This is a genomic window from Bradyrhizobium sp. GW821-FHT13H06 (assembly GCF_058803975.1).
On the sequence record NZ_JBXAPN010000009.1, the window covers coordinates 253,981 to 274,776 of the forward strand.

The 20,796-nt window shown below is 66.6% G+C and carries 18 protein-coding genes; 11 read left to right on the forward strand and 7 right to left on the reverse strand.

The window, feature by feature from the left end:
• The first annotated feature begins 74 nt into the window (after positions 1-74).
• Both AC1RQP_RS31460 and AC1RQP_RS31465 read left to right on the forward strand, forming a co-directional pair.
• On the forward strand, positions 75-518 hold the full coding sequence (locus AC1RQP_RS31460; RefSeq protein ID WP_492940737.1) for an RbsD/FucU family protein: 444 nt from the start codon (positions 75-77) through the stop codon (positions 516-518).
• Positions 519-656: 138 nt separating this feature from the next.
• Positions 657-1,016, forward strand: coding sequence for a hypothetical protein (locus tag AC1RQP_RS31465; protein WP_492940739.1), 360 nt, complete (start codon positions 657-659; stop codon positions 1,014-1,016).
• Between the two features lie 21 nt (positions 1,017-1,037).
• Here AC1RQP_RS31465 and AC1RQP_RS31470 read toward each other — a convergent pair whose 3' ends face one another.
• Complete coding sequence (locus AC1RQP_RS31470) at positions 1,038-1,391, reverse strand: ADP-ribosylation/crystallin J1 (RefSeq protein ID WP_492940741.1); 354 nt, start codon at positions 1,389-1,391, stop codon at positions 1,038-1,040.
• A gap of 455 nt (positions 1,392-1,846) precedes the next feature.
• The gene (locus AC1RQP_RS31475) at positions 1,847-3,178 is read right to left on the reverse strand and encodes a hypothetical protein (RefSeq protein ID WP_492940743.1); all 1,332 of its coding nucleotides are present in this window, start codon (positions 3,176-3,178) and stop codon (positions 1,847-1,849) included.
• A 75-nt stretch (positions 3,179-3,253) separates the two neighbouring features.
• Between AC1RQP_RS31475 and AC1RQP_RS31480 the strand changes: the two genes are divergently transcribed.
• Positions 3,254-4,450 (forward strand): MFS transporter, encoded by a 1,197-nt coding sequence (locus tag AC1RQP_RS31480; protein WP_492940745.1) that lies wholly within the window; start codon positions 3,254-3,256, stop codon positions 4,448-4,450.
• Here the strand turns inward: AC1RQP_RS31480 and dgcA are convergent.
• Entirely contained in the window at positions 4,420-5,415 is a 996-nt protein-coding gene (dgcA, locus tag AC1RQP_RS31485) for an N-acetyl-D-Glu racemase DgcA (protein ID WP_492940747.1), read from the reverse strand. The genes AC1RQP_RS31480 and dgcA overlap by 31 nt on opposite strands.
• A gap of 134 nt (positions 5,416-5,549) precedes the next feature.
• Here dgcA and AC1RQP_RS31490 point away from each other — a divergent pair, with 134 nt between their 5' ends.
• Genes AC1RQP_RS31490 through AC1RQP_RS31500 form a run of 3 tightly spaced genes read left to right on the forward strand, consistent with a single transcriptional unit; the run spans position 5,550 to position 8,361 of the window.
• Positions 5,550-6,683 (forward strand): MlaE family ABC transporter permease, encoded by a 1,134-nt coding sequence (locus tag AC1RQP_RS31490; protein ID WP_492940749.1) that lies wholly within the window; start codon positions 5,550-5,552, stop codon positions 6,681-6,683.
• Between the two features lie 2 nt (positions 6,684-6,685).
• Entirely contained in the window at positions 6,686-7,456 is a 771-nt protein-coding gene (locus AC1RQP_RS31495) for an ABC transporter ATP-binding protein (protein WP_239625183.1), read from the forward strand.
• Between the two features lie 29 nt (positions 7,457-7,485).
• Positions 7,486-8,361, forward strand: coding sequence for an MlaD family protein (locus AC1RQP_RS31500; RefSeq protein WP_492940751.1), 876 nt, complete (start codon positions 7,486-7,488; stop codon positions 8,359-8,361).
• A gap of 248 nt (positions 8,362-8,609) precedes the next feature.
• Here the strand turns inward: AC1RQP_RS31500 and AC1RQP_RS31505 are convergent, their stop codons facing one another.
• On the reverse strand, positions 8,610-14,249 hold the full coding sequence (locus AC1RQP_RS31505; RefSeq protein ID WP_492940753.1) for an apolipoprotein A-IV repeat region-like domain-containing protein: 5,640 nt from the start codon (positions 14,247-14,249) through the stop codon (positions 8,610-8,612).
• 395 nt (positions 14,250-14,644) lie between these two features.
• On the opposite strand from AC1RQP_RS31505, the gene AC1RQP_RS31510 reads away from it, so the two are divergent.
• Together AC1RQP_RS31510 and AC1RQP_RS31515 are read left to right on the forward strand one after the other, a co-directional pair.
• Positions 14,645-15,019 carry an Hpt domain-containing protein gene (locus AC1RQP_RS31510; RefSeq protein ID WP_492940755.1) on the forward strand — a complete coding sequence of 125 codons (375 nt, stop codon included), beginning with the start codon at positions 14,645-14,647 and terminating at the stop codon, positions 15,017-15,019.
• 168 nt (positions 15,020-15,187) lie between these two features.
• Positions 15,188-15,508: a 2Fe-2S iron-sulfur cluster-binding protein gene (locus AC1RQP_RS31515; RefSeq protein WP_018642875.1), complete on the forward strand. Its 321-nt coding sequence runs from the start codon at positions 15,188-15,190 to the stop codon at positions 15,506-15,508.
• Between the two features lie 15 nt (positions 15,509-15,523).
• Here the strand turns inward: AC1RQP_RS31515 and AC1RQP_RS31520 are convergent, their stop codons facing one another.
• Complete coding sequence (locus AC1RQP_RS31520; RefSeq protein ID WP_492940757.1) at positions 15,524-15,991, reverse strand: acyl-CoA thioesterase; 468 nt, start codon at positions 15,989-15,991, stop codon at positions 15,524-15,526.
• A 182-nt stretch (positions 15,992-16,173) separates the two neighbouring features.
• Here AC1RQP_RS31520 and AC1RQP_RS31525 point away from each other — a divergent pair, with 182 nt between their 5' ends.
• From AC1RQP_RS31525 to AC1RQP_RS31535, 3 genes are all read left to right on the forward strand, one after another.
• Positions 16,174-17,202, forward strand: coding sequence for an NAD(P)/FAD-dependent oxidoreductase (locus tag AC1RQP_RS31525; RefSeq protein ID WP_239625175.1), 1,029 nt, complete (start codon positions 16,174-16,176; stop codon positions 17,200-17,202).
• Positions 17,203-17,307: 105 nt separating this feature from the next.
• Positions 17,308-17,898, forward strand: a complete 591-nt coding sequence (locus AC1RQP_RS31530; RefSeq protein WP_239625173.1) for a DUF2147 domain-containing protein — start codon at positions 17,308-17,310, stop codon at positions 17,896-17,898.
• A 352-nt stretch (positions 17,899-18,250) separates the two neighbouring features.
• Positions 18,251-18,607, forward strand: coding sequence for a hypothetical protein (locus AC1RQP_RS31535; protein ID WP_028177426.1), 357 nt, complete (start codon positions 18,251-18,253; stop codon positions 18,605-18,607).
• A 141-nt stretch (positions 18,608-18,748) separates the two neighbouring features.
• Here the strand turns inward: AC1RQP_RS31535 and AC1RQP_RS31540 are convergent, their stop codons facing one another.
• Both AC1RQP_RS31540 and AC1RQP_RS31545 read right to left on the reverse strand, forming a co-directional pair.
• Entirely contained in the window at positions 18,749-20,113 is a 1,365-nt protein-coding gene (locus tag AC1RQP_RS31540; protein WP_492940760.1) for a sensor histidine kinase, read from the reverse strand.
• Positions 20,110-20,790, reverse strand: coding sequence for a response regulator transcription factor (locus AC1RQP_RS31545; protein ID WP_492940762.1), 681 nt, complete (start codon positions 20,788-20,790; stop codon positions 20,110-20,112). Before AC1RQP_RS31545 ends, AC1RQP_RS31540 begins: the two co-directional genes overlap by 4 nt.
• Between the last annotated feature and the right edge of the window lie 6 nt (positions 20,791-20,796).

Sequence of the window (20,796 nt, forward strand, 5' to 3'; positions counted from 1 at the left end):
GGGCCGCGTACGTGATCTGAATCACGCTTGGAACCTGCTATGGTTAGCGATCGATTGGGAGGATAGTTCGCCACATGCTGAAATCGATCGATCCGATCCTGACGCCCGACCTTCTCTGGCTGCTCGCCTCCATGGGCCATGGCGACGACCTCGTCTTCGTCGATGCCAATCACCCCGCCACCCGCATCGCGCAGAGCACGACGTCGCGGCGCCTGATCCAGCTGCCGGGCATGAGCATGGAGACTGCCATCCGCGCCATCATGTCGGTCTATCCGCTCGACGATTTCGATCCCGATCCGGTGCGCGTGATGATGCCGGTCGACGATCCCGACCGCGTGCCCGAGGTGCAGCATGCGGTGCTGGCGGAGATCGCGCGCGCCGCCGGCCGCCCCGTCACTCCCGGCAAGCTGTCACGGGCGGATTTCTATCGTGCGGCGGCGGCAGGCTTTGGCGTCGTGCAGGTCGGCGACAGCAGAGGCTATGGCTGCTTCCTGCTCCGCAAGGGCGTGATCGGCTAACGGAGCCGCGTTCGATCGAGGCACCGCTTGCTGTAAGCCGAATGCGATCATCTTGTGCGATGATCCTGCGCATGGATCCATTCATCCAGCACTCGAATTTGAATGGCCTTCCAGCAGGCGAGCGTCTATGGTCGATGCATGTCCCGCCTCGTGTGTCTATTCGTTGCTGTCATCCTGTCGCTGCTGCCGGCTGTTGCGCTCGCTGAGCCCGTGCAGAAGCGTCCCAAGCCGGTCTGGAAGGGTTACGGCTTCCTGCCGGGCTATCGGCAGCCGCTGAGCAACAGCATTCCGCTCTACAAGCAGAAGGACGCGATGCGGCGCCTTGCGCGCAACGACCGGCGCCATTGGTACATCGACCCGGTTCCGCAATATTACCGCTGGGATGGCGAGTGGCACTATTTCGGCCGGCCAGGCTTCAACGGCGGCCGCTACAATGGCGGCAGCTTCGGCCCGTGCTGGACGCGAACACCGATCGGGCCGATCTGGAATTGCGGGTGAGCGGCCGCTGATCGCGCGGCGTTAGGGAAAGCTGCGGACGACCTCGATCAGGCCGACGATTGCGGCATTGAACGCGTCGAGGTCCTCGGCCGGAATCCAGTACTCCAGATGCGACCGTCCGCCGGCTTCCTGCACGTCGTATTTCTCGATGAAGCTGCGCTTGACCGCAAAGCGAGTGACGAAGCCTGCGCCGCTCGCCGGCACGTTCCAGTCACGCGCGATCTTGATGGCGTAGTCCTCGGTCAGAACCGGATAGAAGATCGGCTGGTCCGGCAGGCGCGGCGGGAACGCGCGCATGCCGGATTGCTGGATCAACTCCAGCTCCTTTGGACCGACGGGCCGCCAGAGAGTGAGGGTGTCTTCGGTGGAGGGCATGGTGTGAGGACCAGCGTCTGATGGGTTTACATACACTGATGCGTTTCTCCGTTCCATCACCGTCACCCTGAGGTGCGCGCTCAGCGGCGCATCGCGCCGCTGAGCAAGCCTCGAAGGGCGACGGCCCGGTTGCATCGGGGCCGTCTATCCTTCGAGGCTCGCCGCACGATGCTGCGCATCGTACGCCTCGCACCTCAGGATGACGGCGACAGAGCGACGCTCGCTGCCTCAGCACGTCATTGCGAGCGCAGCGCGGAGAGAGCGCGCGCCTCAATGCTCGCCTCGTGCCCCGGACGCAGCGCAGCGCTTCCCCGGCGATGCAAGGCATCGTCCGGTTCAGCGGTGCGCTGCAGAGCCGGGGCCCATGTTGCAGTTGAATGCATGGCTTCTGGGTCCCGGATCTGCGCTTCGCTTGTCCGGGACACGAGAGTGAATGGCGTGGAAGACCTTCCCGCTTACGAGAAGAACGCGATCTTCTCGGCCTGGGTCATGCGGCGGATCGGGGCGAGCGGGTCGTTGGCCGGCGCGCGCGGCTTTTGCAGGATGCCGCTGGCGAGGATGGTGGCGCCGAGCGAGGGCTCGGGTGAGGACGTGGACAAGGGCGATGGCATAGGCAGCGTCGCGGTCGACGCTGCGGCGAACGTTGCCGTGGCTGCCATGGCCGGGGCCTGCTGCTCCATCACCTCGGCGGCGGCTTCGGCAATGGCGTCGGTGAGGCGCGCGAGCGAGTCCATTGCGATCGGTGCGTCCGCGGCGGGCTCTTCCGCGAGGACCGGCTCGGATGCGATCGGCTCCGGAAGCTCGGCGGCAACGGGCGCTGCGACGTCCGGGGCCATCGGTTCCGGCATCGGCGCGGCCAGCTCGACCGGCTCGACGATCTCGTCGAACTCCGGATCGGGCGCGGCCATCTCCAGCGCGATGGCCTCGAGTATGGCTTCGTCCTCGGCTTCCGCGGCGGCATCGGGCGGGAACGCATCGGCGGCCTCCGCGAAGGCGGCTGGTTCGGCGATCGGCTCCTCGAGAGCGACGTCTTCGACTGCGACCTGGTCGGACGCGATGTCGCTTTCGGCAACCATCGCCGGCGCGGCGGCAGCGTCGACAGCCTGCTCGGCCATGGCGAGCGCTTCGGTGGTGCCGGCCTTCTCAGCGGCTGCTTCGGGCTCGGGAGTTGCTGCGATGTCCTGCGGCGTGTCCGTCAAAGCCACGGGGGCTTCGCTGGCCGTCTCGGCGGGCGCGGCCTGCGGCGTAGCGCCGCCGTCAAGCTGCTCGACCCGATCCCTCAGCAGATCGAAGGCGGCTTTGAGCTCGACGCGGGGGGCGATGGTCGAAATCTGTCCGCAGGCGGCCTCGATCGAGGCGAGCTGCGAATCAATGAGGTCGCAGATTCGCCCGTCGGCGCCGATCTCGCGCCAGCGCCAGGAGATCTCCTTGATGATGCGCACCCCGCGCGGGATCGGCGCGAGGCTGGCCTCGATCGCCGCGGGATCGACCGCCGCGATCGCGATCGTCTCGGCCTCGCGGATGGCGCGGCGGATCTCGACCAGCGCTTCGGGCAGGCGGTCCTCGACGACGGGTTGCCGCTGCGCCGCAAGGGTTTCTTCGATCCTGGCGACCGCATCCAGGACCATGCTTGTGTCGGCATTGCGGTTGCGCTTGGCGTATTCGCCGAGGAACCAGCGGCCGCGCGCGGTCTCCATGAAGGCTTCGCGGATCGCGTCGTAATCCTGCTCGTTCGGCTCGGCCGCGCGGGCAGACATGGGCGAGAGGGCGAATGCTTCGTTGGCCATGACAATCTCGTCGCGCAAATCACCGCGCGTTACTGTAACGATCACCACGATATCGACCGAATCGCAATTGGTTTGATGGCGCCCGACTCACAAATCCCCATCGCTGCAGCCAGCAAGCGGCGATTCGCCGTGAGCATCGCCCTGTTCTATTCGGCCATCTTCGCGGTCTCGGGCACGCATCTGCCGTTCTTTCCGGTCTGGCTGAAGGCGATCGGCATCGACGCGGCCTGGATCGGGCTCATCAACGCGCTGCCGGCGATCACGCGCTTCACAACACTGCCCCAGGTCACCGCGCTTGCCGAGAAGCGGCATGCCATTCGCGCTGCCATGATGGTGTCGGTGCTGGCGACCGCGGTCGGCTTCACGGCGCTCGGACTACAGCAGCAGCCGCTGGCATTGTTCCTGATCTATGCGCTGACCTGCATGATGTGGACACCGACGATGCCGCTCACCGATGCCTATGCGCTGCGCGGTGTCGCCCGCTACGGGCTCGACTACGGACCCCTGCGGCTATGGGGCTCGGCGGCCTTTGCCGCGGGCTCGCTCGCCTGCGGCTATCTCGTCGACGTCATCGCGGCGCGCGATCTGATCTGGGTCATCGTGGCCTGGGCGGTCGTTGCGGTGCTCGCTAGCTTGCTGCTTCAGCCGCTCGACGATGTCAGGCACAGGACGACGGAGCGGCATGCCGGCACGGCGCTGCTGCGCGATGCCGGCTTCTGGGCGATCATCGCCGCGGCCGCGCTGATCCAGGGCAGCCACGTCGCCTATTACACCTTCTCGGCCATCAACTGGCAGCTCCATGGCATCAGTGGATTGACCATCGCCGGCCTGTGGACGCTGGGCGTGATCGCCGAGATCGTCGTGTTCGCGCTGTCGCCGCGCTTCTCGCTGCATCCGTCCACGATGATGGCGATCGGGGGGCTCAGCGCCGCCGTGCGCTGGGTCGTCACCGCGAGCGAGCCGCCGCTGGCACTGCTCGCGGTCGTGCAGCTCGGCCACGGCTTCAGCTTCGGCATGACCATCCTCGGCACCATGAGTCTCCTGGTGCGGCGTGTGCCGCAGCACCAGATCGCGCGCGGGCAGGGCTACTACGCCGCGTGCAACGGCCTCCTGGGGGCTGCGACCTCGATCGCGTCGGGCGCGATCTACGCCCGCATCGGTGACGGCCTGTATTACGTGATGGCCGCGATGGCGGCCGCCGGTGCGCTCGTGATCTGGTCAGCGCGGCACCGCCTCACGGCTCATCCCCACAGCGAAGAATCCGGCGGATAAACCAGACTGCCGTCGTAACGCAGGCCGTGGTCACGGTCGCGCGCCAGCAGCAGCGGTCCGTCGAGATCGACGAAGCGCGCCTGCGGGGTGATCAGCATCGCCGGCGCCATCGACAGTGAGGTCGCGACCATGCAGCCGATCATGATCTCGAAGCCGAGCGCCCGTGCGGCATCGGCCATGGCAAGCGCCTCGGTGAGGCCGCCGGTCTTGTCGAGCTTGATGTTCACGGCATCGTAGCGCTCGCGCAGGGGTGCGAGCGAGGAGCGGTCATGCACGCTCTCGTCGGCGCAGACCGCGAGCGGCCGCCTGATCCGCGCCAGCGCCTCGTCCTTGCTTGCCGGCAGCGGCTGCTCCACCAGCGTGACGCCGGCCGCGGCGCAGGCGGCGAGGTTGTGCTCCAGATCGGCCTCGGTCCATGCCTCGTTGGCGTCGACGATCAGCTCGGATTCGGGGGCGGCCTTGCGCACCGCCGCGATCCGCTCCGGATCGCCGTCGCCGCCGAGCTTGATCTTGAGCAGCGGCCGGTGCGCCGCCTTGGCGGTCGCCGCGGCCATGGCCTCGGGGGCCGCTAACGAAATCGTGTAGGCGGTGATGCGCTCTCCGGGCGTCGGGCGGCCGAGCAGGTTCCAGGCCCGCAGGCCCGCCGCCTTGGCCTCGAGGTCAATCAGGGCGCAATCCAGGGCGTTGCGGGCCGCACCGGGGGGCATGGCGGCCTGGAGGGCCTGCCGGGTGAGCCCGCCCGCGAGGGCCTGCTGCATGGCCTGAATGGCGGCCAGCGTCGCCTCGGGCGTCTCGCCGTAGCGGGGATAGGGCACGCACTCGCCGCGGCCGGTCAGGCCGTCCCGGCTTACCTCCGCCACGACGGTCACGGCCTCGGTCTTGGCCCCTCGGCTGATGGTGAAGCTGCCTGCGATCGGGAAGCGCTCGATTCGCGCCGCCAAGGCTGCAAATTTCAAGGAAGTCATTTTGAACTCTGGCGAAATCTGAACCGGCTAGTTACCTCTATCAACTAACATTAACCACTTGGGGATACCTTCTCTGGGTAAGGGCGCGTGCGCAACAATCTGATTTTCTCCGCCCCGATACGGGAGCGGATATCTTGAGCAGCGATCCGAAGCTCGAACGGATTGCCAAGGGCAACGCGCTGGCACTTTGCGCTACCGGGACCTGGACCGCGAGCTTCGCGCCGGTCCTGGAGCGGATGGTGGCTGACGCCGAGAAGCTCGCAGGCACCCCGCAAAGCATCTTCATCGACGTCTCCGAGGTCGCCAAGCTCGACACCTTCGGCGCCTGGCTGATCGAGCGGCTGCGCCGCAGCCTGACCCAGGGCGCTGTCGAGGCGCAGATCGCGGGCCTCTCCGCCAATTATTCCAGCCTCGTGGACGAGGTGCGGCGGGTGCGGGCGACCCAGGTGGACGACAGCAGCACGATCACCATCTCCGGCATGCTGGAGCAGATCGGCCGGACCGTGGCCGGTGTGGCCGGGACCGTGACAGGCCTCGTCGACATGCTCGGCGCGGTGCTCGCGGCGGGGATTCGCGTATTGATCCACCCGCGCTCGTTCCGCCTGACCTCGACCGTGCACCACATGGAGCAGGTCTGCTGGCGCGCGGTGCCGATCATCGTGCTCATCACCTTCCTGATCGGCTGCATCATCGCGCAACAAGGCATCTTCCATTTCCGCCGCTTCGGCGCCGACATCTTCGTCGTCGACATGCTGGGCGTCCTGGTGCTGCGTGAGATCGGCGTGCTGCTGGTCGCGATCATGGTGGCGGGCCGCTCCGGCAGCGCCTACACCGCCGAGCTCGGCTCGATGAAGATGCGCGAGGAGATCGACGCGCTGCGCACCATGGGCTTCGATCCGATCGAGGTCTTGGTGCTGCCGCGCATGCTGGCGCTGGTGCTGGCGCTGCCGGTCCTTGCTTTCCTCGGCGCGATGGCCGCGCTCTATGGCGGCGGTCTGGTTGCCTGGCTCTATGGCGGCGTCGAGCCCGAGGCCTTCCTGCTGCGCCTGCGCGACGCCATCTCGATCGATCATTTCATCGTCGGCATGGTGAAGGCGCCCGTCATGGCCGCGGTGATCGGCATCGTCGCCTGCGTCGAAGGGCTCGCCGTGCAGGGCAGCGCGGAATCGCTGGGTCAGCACACCACCGCATCGGTGGTGAAGGGCATCTTCTTCGTCATCGTCATGGACGGCGTGTTCGCCATCTTCTTCGCCTCGATCGGGATGTGACGATGGCAGGCGAGATTCAGGATCCCATCATCCGCGTCCGCGACATCACCGTGCAGTTCGGCACGACGCGCGTGCTCGACGGGCTCAATCTCGACGTCAAGCGCGGCGAGATTTTGGGATTTGTCGGCCCATCGGGTGCGGGCAAATCCGTGTTGACGCGCACGATCATCGGTCTGGTGCCGAAAATTGCCGGCTCGATCGAGGTGTTCGGCGTCGACCTCGATTCCTCCAGCACGTCGCAGCGGCGCAACGTCGAGCGGCGCTGGGGCGTGCTGTTCCAGCAGGGTGCGCTGTTCTCCTCGCTCACCGTCGGGCAGAACATCCAGTTTCCGATGCGCGAATATTTGCGCGTCTCGCAGCGGCTGATGGACGAGATCACCATGGCCAAGCTCACGATGGTCGGGCTCAAGCCCGAAGTCGCCGAGCGTTTCCCGTCCGAGCTCTCCGGCGGAATGATCAAGCGCGTGGCTCTGGCGCGCGCATTGTCGCTCGATCCGGACCTCGTCTTCCTGGACGAGCCGACCTCGGGTCTCGACCCGATCGGCGCCGGCGATTTCGACGAGCTGGTCAGGACCCTCCAGCGCACTTTGGGGCTGACGGTTTTCATGGTAACCCACGATCTCGACAGCCTTTACACCGCATGCGACCGCATCGCCGTTTTAGGGAACGGTAAGATCATTGCGGCAGGGTCGATCGCCGACATGCAGGCCTCGCAGCATCCCTGGCTGAGGCAGTATTTTCATGGCAAGCGCGCCCGCGCGGTCATGGGTTGAATAGCTGGGTCGAGTAGCCGGAGCACCTGATGGAAACGCGGGCGAATTACGTATTGATCGGCTCGTTCACGCTGGCGGTGATCGCCGCGGCGATCGGCTTCGTGCTGTGGTTCCAGTCGCTGCACACCACCAAGCAGCGCAGCCCTCTGCGCGTCGTGTTCGAAGGGCCCGCAGCGGGGCTGCGCAACGGCGGCAGTGTCAACTTCAACGGTATCAGGGTGGGCGAGGTGGTCTCGGTGAAGCTGGACAACCCGCGGCGGGTTGTCGCACTCGCCATGATCGAGAACAACGCCCCGATCCGCAAGGACACCCTGGTCGGCCTCGAATTCCAGGGCCTCACCGGGGTCGCCGCGATCTCGCTCAAGGGCGGCGACGAGGCCGCGGCCCCACCGCCGCTCGACCAGGACGGCATCCCGACGCTCACCGCCGATCCCAACAAGCTTCAGGACGTCACCGAGGCGATCCGCGGCACCCTGCAGAACATCAACAAGATCGTCGCCGACAATCAGGAATCGGTGAAGAACTCGCTCAAGAACCTCGAGACCTTCACCAACTCGCTGGCGCGCAATTCCGAGAAGATCGACGCCGTGATGGCCAAGGTCGACGGCGTCATGCTCAAGGCCGACAGTCTCATGCTCGGCCTCAACACGCTCGCCGGCGGCAAGGACGGCGGCGAGCTGTTCCAGGCGGTGAAGTCGATCCGCGAGCTGGCCGACGACTTCGACAAGCGCTCCGGCGCGCTGATGGCCGACGGCCGCCGCACCCTCGGCGACATCAGCCGCGCCGTGAACAATTTCGACCGCAACCCGACCCGCGTGCTGTTCGGCGCCAGCAACTCATCGCAGCCCGCCCCGCCGCCGCCCGAGCCGCCGAAGCCGACGGCGGCGCCGCCGCGGCGGCAGTAGGAGCGAGTAAGTTCGCTGCCTCGTGCCCCGGACGCGCTGCAACGCTCTTGCGTTGCTGCGCAGAGCCGGGATCCAGAAGACCGCACCGTGCGATGCCGCGCCATGGGCCCCGGCTCAGCAGCGCACCACGTCGCAAGGGCGACGCGCTGCGCTGCGTCCGGGGCACGGAGCGAGAATGAACGCAAAACAAAAACGGAGGCCACGAGGCCTCCGCTTTTCATTCGCCATTCGCTATTCGCGAGCTGCGCTTACCCCAGCCGGCCCGCCGCGTGCGCGAGCAGCGTGTACACCAGCCCCGTCTCCGAGGTGAGGTGGCTGCGCAGCTCCTGCGGGCCGCGGCCGTCGCGGGCGACCTCGTCGAGCAGGCGCTCGAACTCGGCGACGTAGCGGTCGACCGTGCCCTTGAAGTTGCGGTCGGCGCGGTACTTGCGGGCGACCTCGTCGAACGCCTTCTGGCCGGCGGGCGTGTAGAGGCGCTTGGTGAAGGCCTTGTTCTCGCCGCGCTGGTAGCGGTCCCACATCTCGGCGGCGAGGTTGCGGTCCATCAGCCGGCCGATGTCGAGCGACAGCGATTCCAGCGGATTGCCGCCACCTTGCGGGGCCTGCGGCAGCGGCGCGGGGGCAGGGCGGCCGCGGGCGGCCTCACGGCCGGTCGGAGCGCCCTGGTTGGCGTCCGTGCGGCTCAACAGGTCCGACAGCCAGCCGTCGCGGCCCTGGTCGTTGCCGGCGGGTGCGACCGGCGGCGCTTCGGTGCGGCGCGAGGGAGCCGGCATGCCGAGGTCCGGCGGCGGCAGCGTCGAGGCGCTGCCGGTGTCGCGCATGCGCGTCTCGGCAGCCCGGCCGCCGACGGCCGCCAGCACCGGCTCTTCCTGGCGCTGCACGCTGGCGCGGCCCGCCGTGGTGACGTCGAGGCCGCGGCCATGCTGGGCCACGATGCGGTTGAGCTCGGCGAGGGCCTCGATCTGGTCGACGATCACCTTGCGCATCTGCGCGGTGCTCTCGGCAGCCTCCTGCGGCATCTCGAGCACGCCGCGGCGCAGCTCGTTGCGGGTGGCTTCGAGCTCGTTGTGCATCTCGAAGGCCATCTGCTTCATGCTGGAGACGAGGTTGGTGAACTTCTCGGTCGACTGCTTGAACATCGTATCCGCCTCGTCCGTGGTCTGGCGGTAGATGTCGTGCATCGCCTCGATGGTCTGGCGGTGCTCCTCCTCGGACGCCGCGCGCACCGCCTCGAACTGGCGGGTGATCGCGGCCGAGCCTGCACCGGCGGTCTCGGCGACCACGCGGGCGATGTCGCGGGCGCGCTCTTCGGCGGCCGCAAGGGATTCATCGAGCAGTCCGGTGAAGCGCGACAGCCGCTGGTCGAGATCGGCGGTCCGCAGGTCGATGGTGGTGACGAGCGATTCCAGCGCCTGCTTGCGTTCGGCGAGCGAGGCGGTGGTGTTCTTGTTGCTCTGCTCGACGACCTGCGCGGCCTCGACCAGCGCCTGGCCGTGCTTGTCGAACTGGATCGACAGCTCGCCGAGATCCTGCAGCGCCTTGGTGGTCTTGCTGTTGAAGACGTTGAGCTGCTCTTCCAGGTTCTGCGTCGCATCGCCGTTGCGCGAGGTGACGTCGTTCATCGCCGAGACGAAGTCGGCGACGCGCGTCACCAGCGCCCGCTCGAGCGAGTTGAGGTTGTCGTGCGCACCGGTCAGCACCTCCTGGAGCAGGATGTTGCCTTCGCGCAGACGCTCGAACAGCGCCACCGTGTCGGTGCGCAGGATCTTGCTGGTCTCCTGCATCTCGGTGACCGCCGCGATCGAGACCTGGCGCGACTGGTCGATCGCGGAACGCGAGGCCTGCTCGAGGTCCTTGAGCGACTTGCCGACCGCGCTGGTGGCGATCTCGCTCGCCGCGTTGATGGTGCGGGCGACTTCCGAGCCGTTGCCCATCATGGTCTGCGAGAAGGCCTGGCCGCGCGTCTCGATCGACTTCAGCGCATCGGAGGTGACGCGGTCGATGTCGAGCGTGAGCTGGCTGGTCTTGGAGCCGATCGCGTCGACCAGCGCGCCGCGCTTGGCGTCGATCATGTTCGACAGGCGGTCGGCCTGCTGCTGCACATAGGTGACGATCTCGTCGGTCTTGCCGGTCATGGCCTGGCCGAAGCTGCTGCTGGCGGCGAGCACGGAGCGCTCGACGTCGGCCGAGCTCGACTTGACCCGCGAGCTCGCCTCGTTGGAGGCCGAGATCAGCGCGTTCTGGGCGTTGAGCGCGCTGGTCTGGATGTCGTTGGTCGCGTTGGCGGCCGCCGCGCTCAGCGTCCGCTCGATCTCGGTCGAGATCGTGCGGATCTGGCTCGCTGCGTCGGCCGAGGTCGAGGTCAGCGAGATCTGCGCCTCACGCGCGCTGCTGAGGATGGTCGAGGCGGTGTCGGTGCCGACCGCGGTCAGCGTGCGCTCGATGTCCGTCGTCAGCGACTTGATCTGGCTCGCAGCATCGCTCGAGGCGGAGATCAGCGAGCCCTGGGCCTCGCGAACGCCGCTGGTGAGCGCCTCGATGGTGGCGCCGCCGGCGGTCGCCAGCGCGCGCTGCATCTCGGCCGCGAGCGAACGGACCTGGCTGGTCTGTTCGGCCGAGACCGCGAGCAGGGTGCTCTGGGCGTCGCGGGCGCTGGTGGTGATCGTCTCGGCGGTCGACTGGCCGACCTGCGAGAGCGAACGATGCACTTCGGCCGCGAGCGACTTGACCTGGCTCGCCGCATCCGAGGACGCCGTGACCAGCGTGCTCTGAGCCTCGCGGGCGCCGCTCATGATGGTCTCGGCCGTCGAGGTGCCCGCCATCGTGAGCGAGCGCTGCATGTCCGAGGACAGCGCCTTGATCTGGTTGGCGGTCTCGGTCGAAGCCGCGACCAGCGCGCTCTGCGCATCGCGGGCGCCGGCGGTGATCGATTCCGCCGTGGTGGTGCCGGCCATGGTGAGCGAACGCTGCACGTCGGCGGTGAGAGTCTTGACCTGGTTGGCCGCGTCCGAGGAAGCGGTAACGAGGGTGGTCTGCACCTCGCGGGCGCCGGCCAGGATCGAGGCTGCGGTGGCAGCGCCGGCTGCCGACAGCGTGCGTTCGACGTCGGCCGCGAGCCCCTTGATCTGGTTGGAGGCATCGCCCGATGCCGCGACCAGCGTCGACTGCGCTTCGCGGGCGCTGGTCAGGATCGAGTTCGCCGCACCGGTGCCGACCGCGGTCAGCGCCTGCTCGACCTCGGCCGAGGTCATCCTGAGCTGGGCGTTGACGTCGGAGGAGACCGTCAGCAGCGACTGCTGAGCGGTGCGCGCGCCGGTCTGGATCGTCTCGCTGGTGTTGACGACGAGGTTGGTGAGCGAGCGCTCGGCGTCCTCGACATGCGAGCGGATCGCGGTCGAGATCATCTCGGCGCGGGACATCATGTCCTCGCTGGCCTGGCGTCCGCTGCTCTCGATGCGGCCGGCGACGGCCTCGACGCGCGAGCCGAGCAGGTCCTCGAACTGCGCCACGCGCACGTCGATGTCGCTGGCGACCGAGCCGACCTTGGTCTCGATGGCCTGATGGATCTCCTGGAAGCGCGCCGTGACCGTGTCGGTCAGGTGCGTGCTGCGTCCGTCGATGATCTCGGTGACGCCGGTGATGCGGCGGTCGACCGCCTCGATCGCCTGCGCGGTGCCGTCCGTGAGCGTCGAGCTCAGCAGCGTGAGGCGCGTGTCGATCGACTGCACCGCCTGCGAGGCGCCGTTGGTCACGGCGGTGGTCAGGTAGGTGAGGCGGGAATCGATGGATTCGAGTGCCTGCGTCGCGCCGCCGGTGAGCGTCGTCGTGAGGTGCGTCAGCCGCGTGTCGATCGACTGGATGGTCTGGGATGCGCCGTCGGTCAGCGAGGTCGTGAGGTAGGTGAGGCGGCTGTCGATCGACTGGATCGCCTGCGCGGCACCGTCGGTCAGCGACGTCGCCAGCGTGTTGATGCGTCCGTCGATGGTTTCGGTCATGGATTTCGCGCGGCTGTCGAACGACTGTTCGAGCGCGGCGACCCGGCCGACGAGCTGGTCGTCGAAGGTCCTGATGTGACCTTCGATCGTGCCGTCGAGGCTGGCGATCTTGCCGTTCAGCGAGGCGTCGAGATTGCTGACGCGTTCGCCGACCGTGGTCTCGAATTGCACGAGGCGCTGGTCGAGCACCGCCGTGATCTCGCCGCCGTTCGCCGTGAAGCGGGTATCGAAATTGTCGACATAGGTCTTCAGCGTCTCGGCGATGTCCTGCGTGCGCTGGCCCATGCGCTCTACGATCTCGCCGCCGAAGGTCTTCACGGTGCGATCGAACTCGGAGATGTGGCGCGTGATCAGCGCGCCCAGCGTGCCGGAGTCGCGGGCGAACTTCTCGACCAGCTCGGTGCCCTGGTTCCTCACCAGCTCGTCGAAGGCGCTCATCTGCAGCGACAGCGAGTCGTGCGCGGTCTCGGTCTGGCTGACGACCTTGGCGACCAGGGTGTTGACGGTGGCGTCGAGCGCCTCGCTCGCCTTGTCGCCGCTCGTCATGATGTGGTTGGCGAGCCGGTTGCCGGCGTCGTCGATCTTGGCAGAGAGGTCGTTGGAGCGCAGCTCGAGCTCGAGCAGCAGCGAGTCCGACGAATTCTTCAGGGAATCGTGCACCTGCTCGGTACGCTCGGAGATGCCGTCGACGATCGCGGCGGAGCGCTGCTCGAATTCGCCGGTGATGCGGTCGATGCGCTCGTTCAGCATCTCGTGGACGCGGTCGGCGAGGTCGACGAACTCGTCGTGGACGTGGCCGGTCTTGAAGTTGAGGCTGGTGGTCAGCCGCTCGCTGGCGTCGAGCACCGCGCGTGTGGTCTCGTTGCTGGCTTCCTCGAGGCGGTCGAGCAGGTCGCCGCCGCGCTCGCCGAGCGCTAGGATCATGTTGTCGCCGGCATTGCTCAGCGCCTGGGTGATGTGGGCCCCGCGCTCTTCGAGCGCGCCGGTGATGGACTTCGCAACCTCGTCGACGCGGGACGCGATCGCATCGGAGATCAGCGCGATGTCGTGGCGCAGATCGATCTGCACGCCGGAGATGGCGCTGCGGACCTGCTCGGCCTGGCCGACCAGATTGTCGCGCTGATGCGCGATGTCCTGGAGCAGGGCGCGGATGCGCACCTCGTTGTCGCTATAGGCGCGCTCCAGCGCGGCGACCTCGTTGGCGACCAGCGTCTCGAGCTCGCCGGCGCGCGCAATCGCGCGCTCGATGCCGTCGCCCATCGCCGCGACCTCGCGGCGGATGGCCTGGCCGACGGTGACCATGGAATCGGAGGCCGAGCCTTCGGGCTCGGAGAAGCGGATCGCGACCTGCGCCATCGCCTGCGCGATCATGCGCATTTCCTGGCCGCGCCAGACGAGGCTGGCGAGGAAGTAGAACAGCATGATCGGCGCGAAGACCATCGCGATCAGGCCGGCGATGACGAGGACGCCGCCGCTCTGGCCCATGGCGGCCTGGATCGAGGGCAGGAAGCCGACGGTCAGCGCGGCGCAGGCGGCGAGCCAGACGCCGGCGAAGATGGTGGCGAAGGTGTAGACGCTGCGGGCAGGGCGGCCCTTCTGAAGCGCCTGGAGCAACTGGCCGATGGTCTCGCGGTCGTCATTCGCGGCGCGGCGCGATGAGAGCGGCTCCTCGACCGTATCGAACACGGTCGAGCGCTCATTGGCGGCCGGTCGCGGCTCGAAGCTCGGTTCGTCGAAGATCGGGGGCGCCGGCGGCACCGGGGGCGCCGCTTCGTTGCGCGCGGTGGCGTTGCGGCTGGTATCGGCAGCCGTGTCACTGATGTTCAGGGCTTCCTGGATCGCAGAAAGCGCAACTTCTGTGGGGTCTTTGACCTTTTTCGGAGTGTTCGCCATGTTCAGTCCGAGCCCTCGTTACTTGTACGCGTCCCCCCGCGAGCCCTGCGCTCGGCGCAAGCCCACAGACCGGATCATGCCGCTTGCGCGGATCTCCGAGCCGTCCCCACCCGGACGGCTTGTCCGCCAATTTCCGCAACATCCTATTGGCAGAGCGTCGCGAATGAAATGCCTGCGATTAAGACAATCTTAATCATCGTTAACAGGATCGCGCCCTAACGCCTTAGCAATAAATGCAATTCTCCACCGGACTCGGCAGATTGCGGCAACTTTCCGTCAACAAGCGGGCAGATCTGCGTCAAACGGCTGGAACATTTCGTTAACCATTTTCGTGCTTGGCTGAGGGAACCTGACCGCCGGACCGGCGGCCGCCGCGCGACGCCGGGGCCTGCGCCATGACGCCTGAACTGCAACGGATGGACTGGATGCCTTCGCCCCCGCTTGCACCGATCGACAGTCCGCTCGACCTCGATCACCTCTCCCGGATGACGCTCGGCGACATTGAACTGGAGCGAGAAGTGCTGGCGATGTTCGCCGAGCAGGCGGGCCGCCTGCTCGCGGCGATGGCTGCGAGTCCGGCCGACGCCGGCGCGCTCGCGCACAAGCTCAAAGGTTCGGCGCGCGGGATTGGCGCCTTTGCGGTGGCCGATGCCGCAGCCAGCCTGGAGTGTGCGATCCGGACCGGCCATGGCCGGCCCCATGCCTTCGCCGCTCTGAAAGAGGCGGTGACCGAGGCCCGCGCCGCCATCGAGGCGATCCTGAAGCCGTAAGCCGATACGGTCGGAGACGGGCCCCTAGTCTTTTGTTTTGACGCGTTTTCTTCCCGCAAAGCGGGAATCATTCTTCGCATCAAAACGCTATGGCGCCGGGCTAACCGACCCGTTATAGGACAGCCCGGACCCTCCTTCATTCCCAGCACCGCGGCAGTACGAGCACACATGGCCAAGATTCACTTTGTCGACCACAAGGGCGAAACCCGCACGGTAGAAATCGAGAACGGCGCAACCGTGATGGAAGCCGCGATCCGCAACAGCATTCCCGGTATCGAAGCCGAATGTGGCGGCGCCTGCGCCTGCGCGACCTGCCATGTCTATGTCGACGAAGCCTGGCGCGAGAAGGTCGGCAGCCCGACGCCGATGGAAGAGGACATGCTCGACTTCGGCTTCGACGTGCGCCCGAATTCGCGCCTGTCTTGCCAGATCAAGGTTTCCGACGACCTCGACGGTCTCGTGGTGGCGACGCCGGAACGTCAGGCCTGATCGTCCCTCGCCAATTCAACTGCGCGGTGCCGCGACCTCGATTCCGCGCTTGTGCCAGGGTCTGAGCTTCTCGATCACCTCTGCGGTGAGCGGCGCGGGTCGCCGCGTGGCCTCGTCGAGCAGGACGCCGACCGACGTCGCTGACGCAATGCACGTCCCGTTCGAGAACACGACCTGTTCGAAGGTCACGGACGTCCGTCCAAGCTTCACCACCCCAAGGCCAAGCTCGATCGTATTCGGCCAGTGCAGCTCGGCGCGAAAATGCATGTCGAGCCGCACCATGATCCAGGCGAGGCCCGGCGGGGTCAGCCCGTATTCGGGAAGCTTCATCAGCGTGACACGGCCGGTTTCGAAATAGGTGGCGTAGACCGCGTTGTTGACGTGCTGGTTCGGGTCAAGGTCGCCGAAGCGGACGTTGTCGCTGAGGCGAAACGGAAAGTCCTCAAGGCGCGGCGTCATGTCGAGGCGGGCGGGTGCGTTCACCGATTGATCTCCGTCATATCCAACCTCGTTACAACCCAGTTATTTTGGCCCGGCAAGTGGGCGCGGCTGCGGGGCGCTCCCGCTTTTATGCCTTCCCTGTTCCATCCCCGTTGGCTAGACAGGCAGGGTCACCTCTGCCCGACGGGCGCCGTCCAACCGATAACGACCAACAAAGAGACGACATGAGCGACGTGATCAAAACCGATGTGCTGATTATTGGCGCCGGCCCTTGCGGTCTGTTCGCCGCCTTCGAGCTCGGCCTTCTCGACATGAAGACGCATTTTGTCGACATCCTCGACAAGGTCGGCGGCCAGTGTGCCGAGCTCTATCCGGAAAAACCGATCTACGACATTCCCGGCATTCCGCATGTCTCCGGGCAGGGACTCACCGACGCGCTGATGGAGCAGATCAAGCCGTTTCATCCGACCTTCCATCTCGGTGAGATGGTCGAGACCGTGGAGAAGATCGGCGATCCCGCCTTCCGCTGCACCACGGATGCCGGCAAGGTGTTCGAATGCAAGGTGGTGGTGATCGCGGCCGGCGGCGGCTCGTTCCAGCCCAAGCGTCCGCCGGTGCCGGGCATCGAGGCCTATGAAGGCACTTCGGTTCATTACGCCGTGCGCAAGATGGAGACGTTCCGCGACAAGAACGTGCTGGTCGTCGGCGGCGGCGACTCCGCGCTCGACTGGACGCTCAACCTGCATCCCTTGGCCAAGCGCATCACGCTGTTGCACCGACGGGACGAGTTTCGCGCCGCACCCCACAGCGTCGAGCAGATGCGCGCGCTGGTTGCCGGCGGCAAGATGGATCTGCGCCTCGGCCAGGTCACCGCGCTCTCCGGCGCTGACGGCCGGCTCACCGGCGCGACCATCAAGGGCAATGACAACAGCGTGAGCGAAATCGCCTGCGATACCATGCTGCCGTTCTTCGGGCTGACGATGAAGCTCGGCCCGGTCGCGAACTGGGGCATTGCGCTGGAGAACAATCTGGTGCCGGTCGAGACATCCGCGTTCGAGACCAACGTATCAGGCATCTTCGCCATCGGCGACATCAACACCTATCCGGGCAAGCTGAAGTTGATCCTGTGCGGCTTCCACGAGGGCGCGCTGATGTCGCAAAAAGCCCATCGCTACGTCTATCCGGAGAAGCGGCTCGTGTTCCAGTACACAACTTCGTCCTCCAGCCTGCAAAAGAAGCTCGGTGTCAACTGAGGGAACGCAGTGGGGAGGCGGTGCCCCATGTTTCTGGTGCTGGAACCGTTCGCGAAATCGCCGTAGTCTGCGGCCATTCCGGTCGTGGAATAGCAAGGTGATCTCATGCGGAATTTTTCCAGCTTTCGGCTGCTCTCCTTCCTCGCGCTCGCATTGTCGCTCGCGACGGTGAGCCCGTGTGCGGCGCAGACCACCGAGCCCACGGCGGCGGGCCTCTGGCAGAAGGTCGAAGACGGCAAGACAGTCGGATGGTTCCTCTTCATCGACCGCAACGGCGTCTTCGAAGGTGTGATCGCAAAGACCTTCCCGCGGCCAACCGACAATCCGAACGAGGTTTGCAGCAAGTGCACCGACGATCGCAAGAACGCGCCGGTGCTCGGCATTTCATTCGTCCGCAACATGAAGCGCGAAGGATTGAAGTACGAAGGCGGCAACGTGCTTAATCCGCGCGACGGTCAGATCTGGAAGGCCAACATGCGGATCAGCCCCGACGGCCAGACCCTGACGCTGCGCGGCTATCTCGGCATCGCGCTGCTCGGCAAGGACGAGACCTGGACGCGCCTGCCGGATGCCAACATCGCGCAGATCGATCCCGCCATCGTGGCAAAATATCTCCCTGCGCAGGCCGCCGCCGCAAAGCCGACGGCACCAGCGGCGAAGAAGGGCGGTGCGATGATGGCGCCGCCGAAGCAGTAGAGGCGTACTGCGCGCACTGTGCCGCCTCGACGGCCGTAGCTTCGGCGCAAGCTCGTTCCCCGCCACCGGCTCTTGCCTTCGGCGAGCCCGGTGACAGGCTCCAGTGGCGTAGCCAGTGCGGTATCGCTCCCTCCGCATCCCTGAACGGCCCGTGCGGCCACGTTCGCCCAAAGGGGAACGTGTGCCGGCTTCGCTCCAGTAGTTCCCCGGAATGCGCGCTGGCGCCGGATTTGCATAGCTGTCGGCAAAGCTGCTGGGGGAGCGAGTCGCCGTCTCCACGCCCGCCGCGCACCACGCGGAGGGCGGACGGCAGCGTTTGCCTCGCGGCGATCACTTCGACCGCGGAGACGACATGAGACCTGCCATATCAGGCGCGGCCACGCTGCTGGGGTTGACGACGCTACTCGCGGCTTCGGCGCTGGCGCGCGACGACGGCCGCTACGCCAACTCGCCCCTGAAACCCTGGTTCGAGAGTCTGCACAGCGAATTCGGGCAGTGCTGCTCGGATGCCGACGGCTACGTCATTGCCGACGTCGATTGGGAGTCGGATCGCGGCCGCTACCGCGTGCGGATCGACGACGAATGGGTCGTGGTGCCCGACGGTGCCGTGATCACCGTGCCGAACAAGTTCGGCCGCACCATGGTCTGGAAGCACTATATCGACGGTCATCCGCGCGTGCGCTGCTTCATGCCGGGCAGCATGACCTAGACGCCATAAGACTTCGATGTCGTTCCGGGACGACGCGGCAGCGTCGAACCCGGAATCCGGAGGTTGTTGCGCGAGATTCTCAGGTGCGCAATGGCGCACCTGAGTTCGCACGTCATGCGTCCCGGAATGACGATAACCAGCTCAACGCTCTTGCAGATCGAGCTGCGAAGATCTGACCGGGGCGGCGGCGGCGGGAAAGCGCAGGCTCATCGTCGTGCCGCGGCCGGGCGTGGAAGAGGCGAGCAACTCGCCGCCGTGGGCGGCCATGATCTCGCGGACGATCGACAGGCCGAGGCCTGCGCCGTCGCCGGCGGTGTTGCCGGTCTGAAACGGCTCGATCAGCTTGTGTCCGGCGCCATCGGGCAGGCCCGCACCGTCATCGTGGATCGAAACGCCATCGCGGCAGAGCATGGCGACGATGCGGCGCGCGCCACGGGCGTGGATGAGGGCGTTGCCGACGAGATTGGCGAGGGCGCTGCGAACCGCGGCGTCCACGCCCTGGACCAGGAACGGACCATCCCCGTCGCGCTCCAGCGCAAGCTCGATGCCGGCATCCAGCGCCGAGGGACTGAAATCGGCGAGTACCTCCAGCGTGATCTGGGCCAGGTCGATCGGTCTTGTCTCGATCGCATGATTTTGCAGCCTCGCCAGGTCGAGCATGGCGGAGACCAGCGAGGTGAGGCGGCGGACATCGCGTACCAGCTCGGCCTTCAGGCCCGGCTCGGGCACGTCCTCGATCTTGGCGCGCAGCAGCGTCAGGGGCGTGCGCAGCTGGTGCGCGGCATTGCCGAGGAAGCGGCGCTGCATCCGGATATAGGCGTCGATCTCGCCGAAGGCGCGGTTCAGCGCCTCGACCAGGGGCTTCAACTCGGAGGGGACTTCCGACAGGGGGATCAGACCTTGCGGTGCTGCAGGGTCGATCGCAAGCGCGCGAAGCGCTACCCGTTCGATGCCGCGCGAGACGAATCGTGCGGCCAGTGCCGCGCCGACGGCGATCGTCGCTGCGAAGGCCAGCGCCACGATCAGGATCGAGAAAATGTTGCGATACAGGAAGCTCACTGCGATCCAGTGGAACCGGACCTGGGATTTTCCTGCCATCATCGTGAATTGCAGCGCGCCCTGCTGCATCATGGCAAGGCAGAAGGTGCTCTTCTGGTCGAGTGTGTTGAAGACGGAAATGCCGACCGGCCCGTGACGGGGCAACGCGAAGGGAAGGGCAGGCCGGCGTTCGCTGCCGTACTCACTGATCAGATCGCCGATGGACACGACGTACCAGAGTTGCGGGCTCTTCGCCTTCAACTCCTCGAGGACCCGCGTTGGGCGGACCGTCAGAGTGTTGCCTTCGATCACGGTGGCATTCTTGAGAATGGAGGCTACGACCCGACACGCCCTGAACTCGCGTTCGTCCACCGGATAGCGCCAGACGAAGACGCCGAGCATGATCAGGAAGATCGTCGTCGCGGCGATGCCGAGCGACAGCGCGAAGGTCCGGGCGATCGATCTCATCGCGGTGTCGCCAGCCGCAGGATGTAGCCAATGCCGCGCATGCTGCGGATCTCGACGTCACCGCCGAGCTCGGTCAGCTTCTTCCTCAGGCGGGAAACCTGCGCTTCCAGCGTGTTGGACTCGATCTCGTCGTCGAAGCCGTAGATCTCCTCGATCAGCGCGGCGCGGGTGATGACGCGGTCGCGGCGCATCAGCAGTGCCCCCAGGATCAGTGCCTCGCGTCGCCGCAGCAGGATCTTCCTGTCGGCGACCACGACTTCGTTGCTGCCGAGATGCAGCTCGACATTGCCGAGCGAGAGCACGGAGGGCGCGAGCAGCCGGGGCCGTCGCAACACGGCGCGCACGCGCGCGATCAATTCCTGCGGCTCGAACGGCTTGCCGAGATAGTCGTCGGCGCCGCCGTTGAGGCCGTCGACGACGTCCTCCTTGGCGTCCTTGGACGTCAGCATGATGATCGCCGGGCGCTCCGGCGACTGGCTCAGCGCCGTGACGACCTGGAGCGCATCGCCGTCGGGCAGCATGCGGTCGACGATCGCGAGGTCATATTTGAAGTTCTCCAGCGCCTGGCTGGCCTCCGCAATCGAGCCGACGAGGTCAACGATACCGTGCAGTTGCCCGAGCAGCCGGCTGATATAGGCGCCGATCTGCGGTTCGTCTTCGATCACGAGGGAGCGCACGCGGGT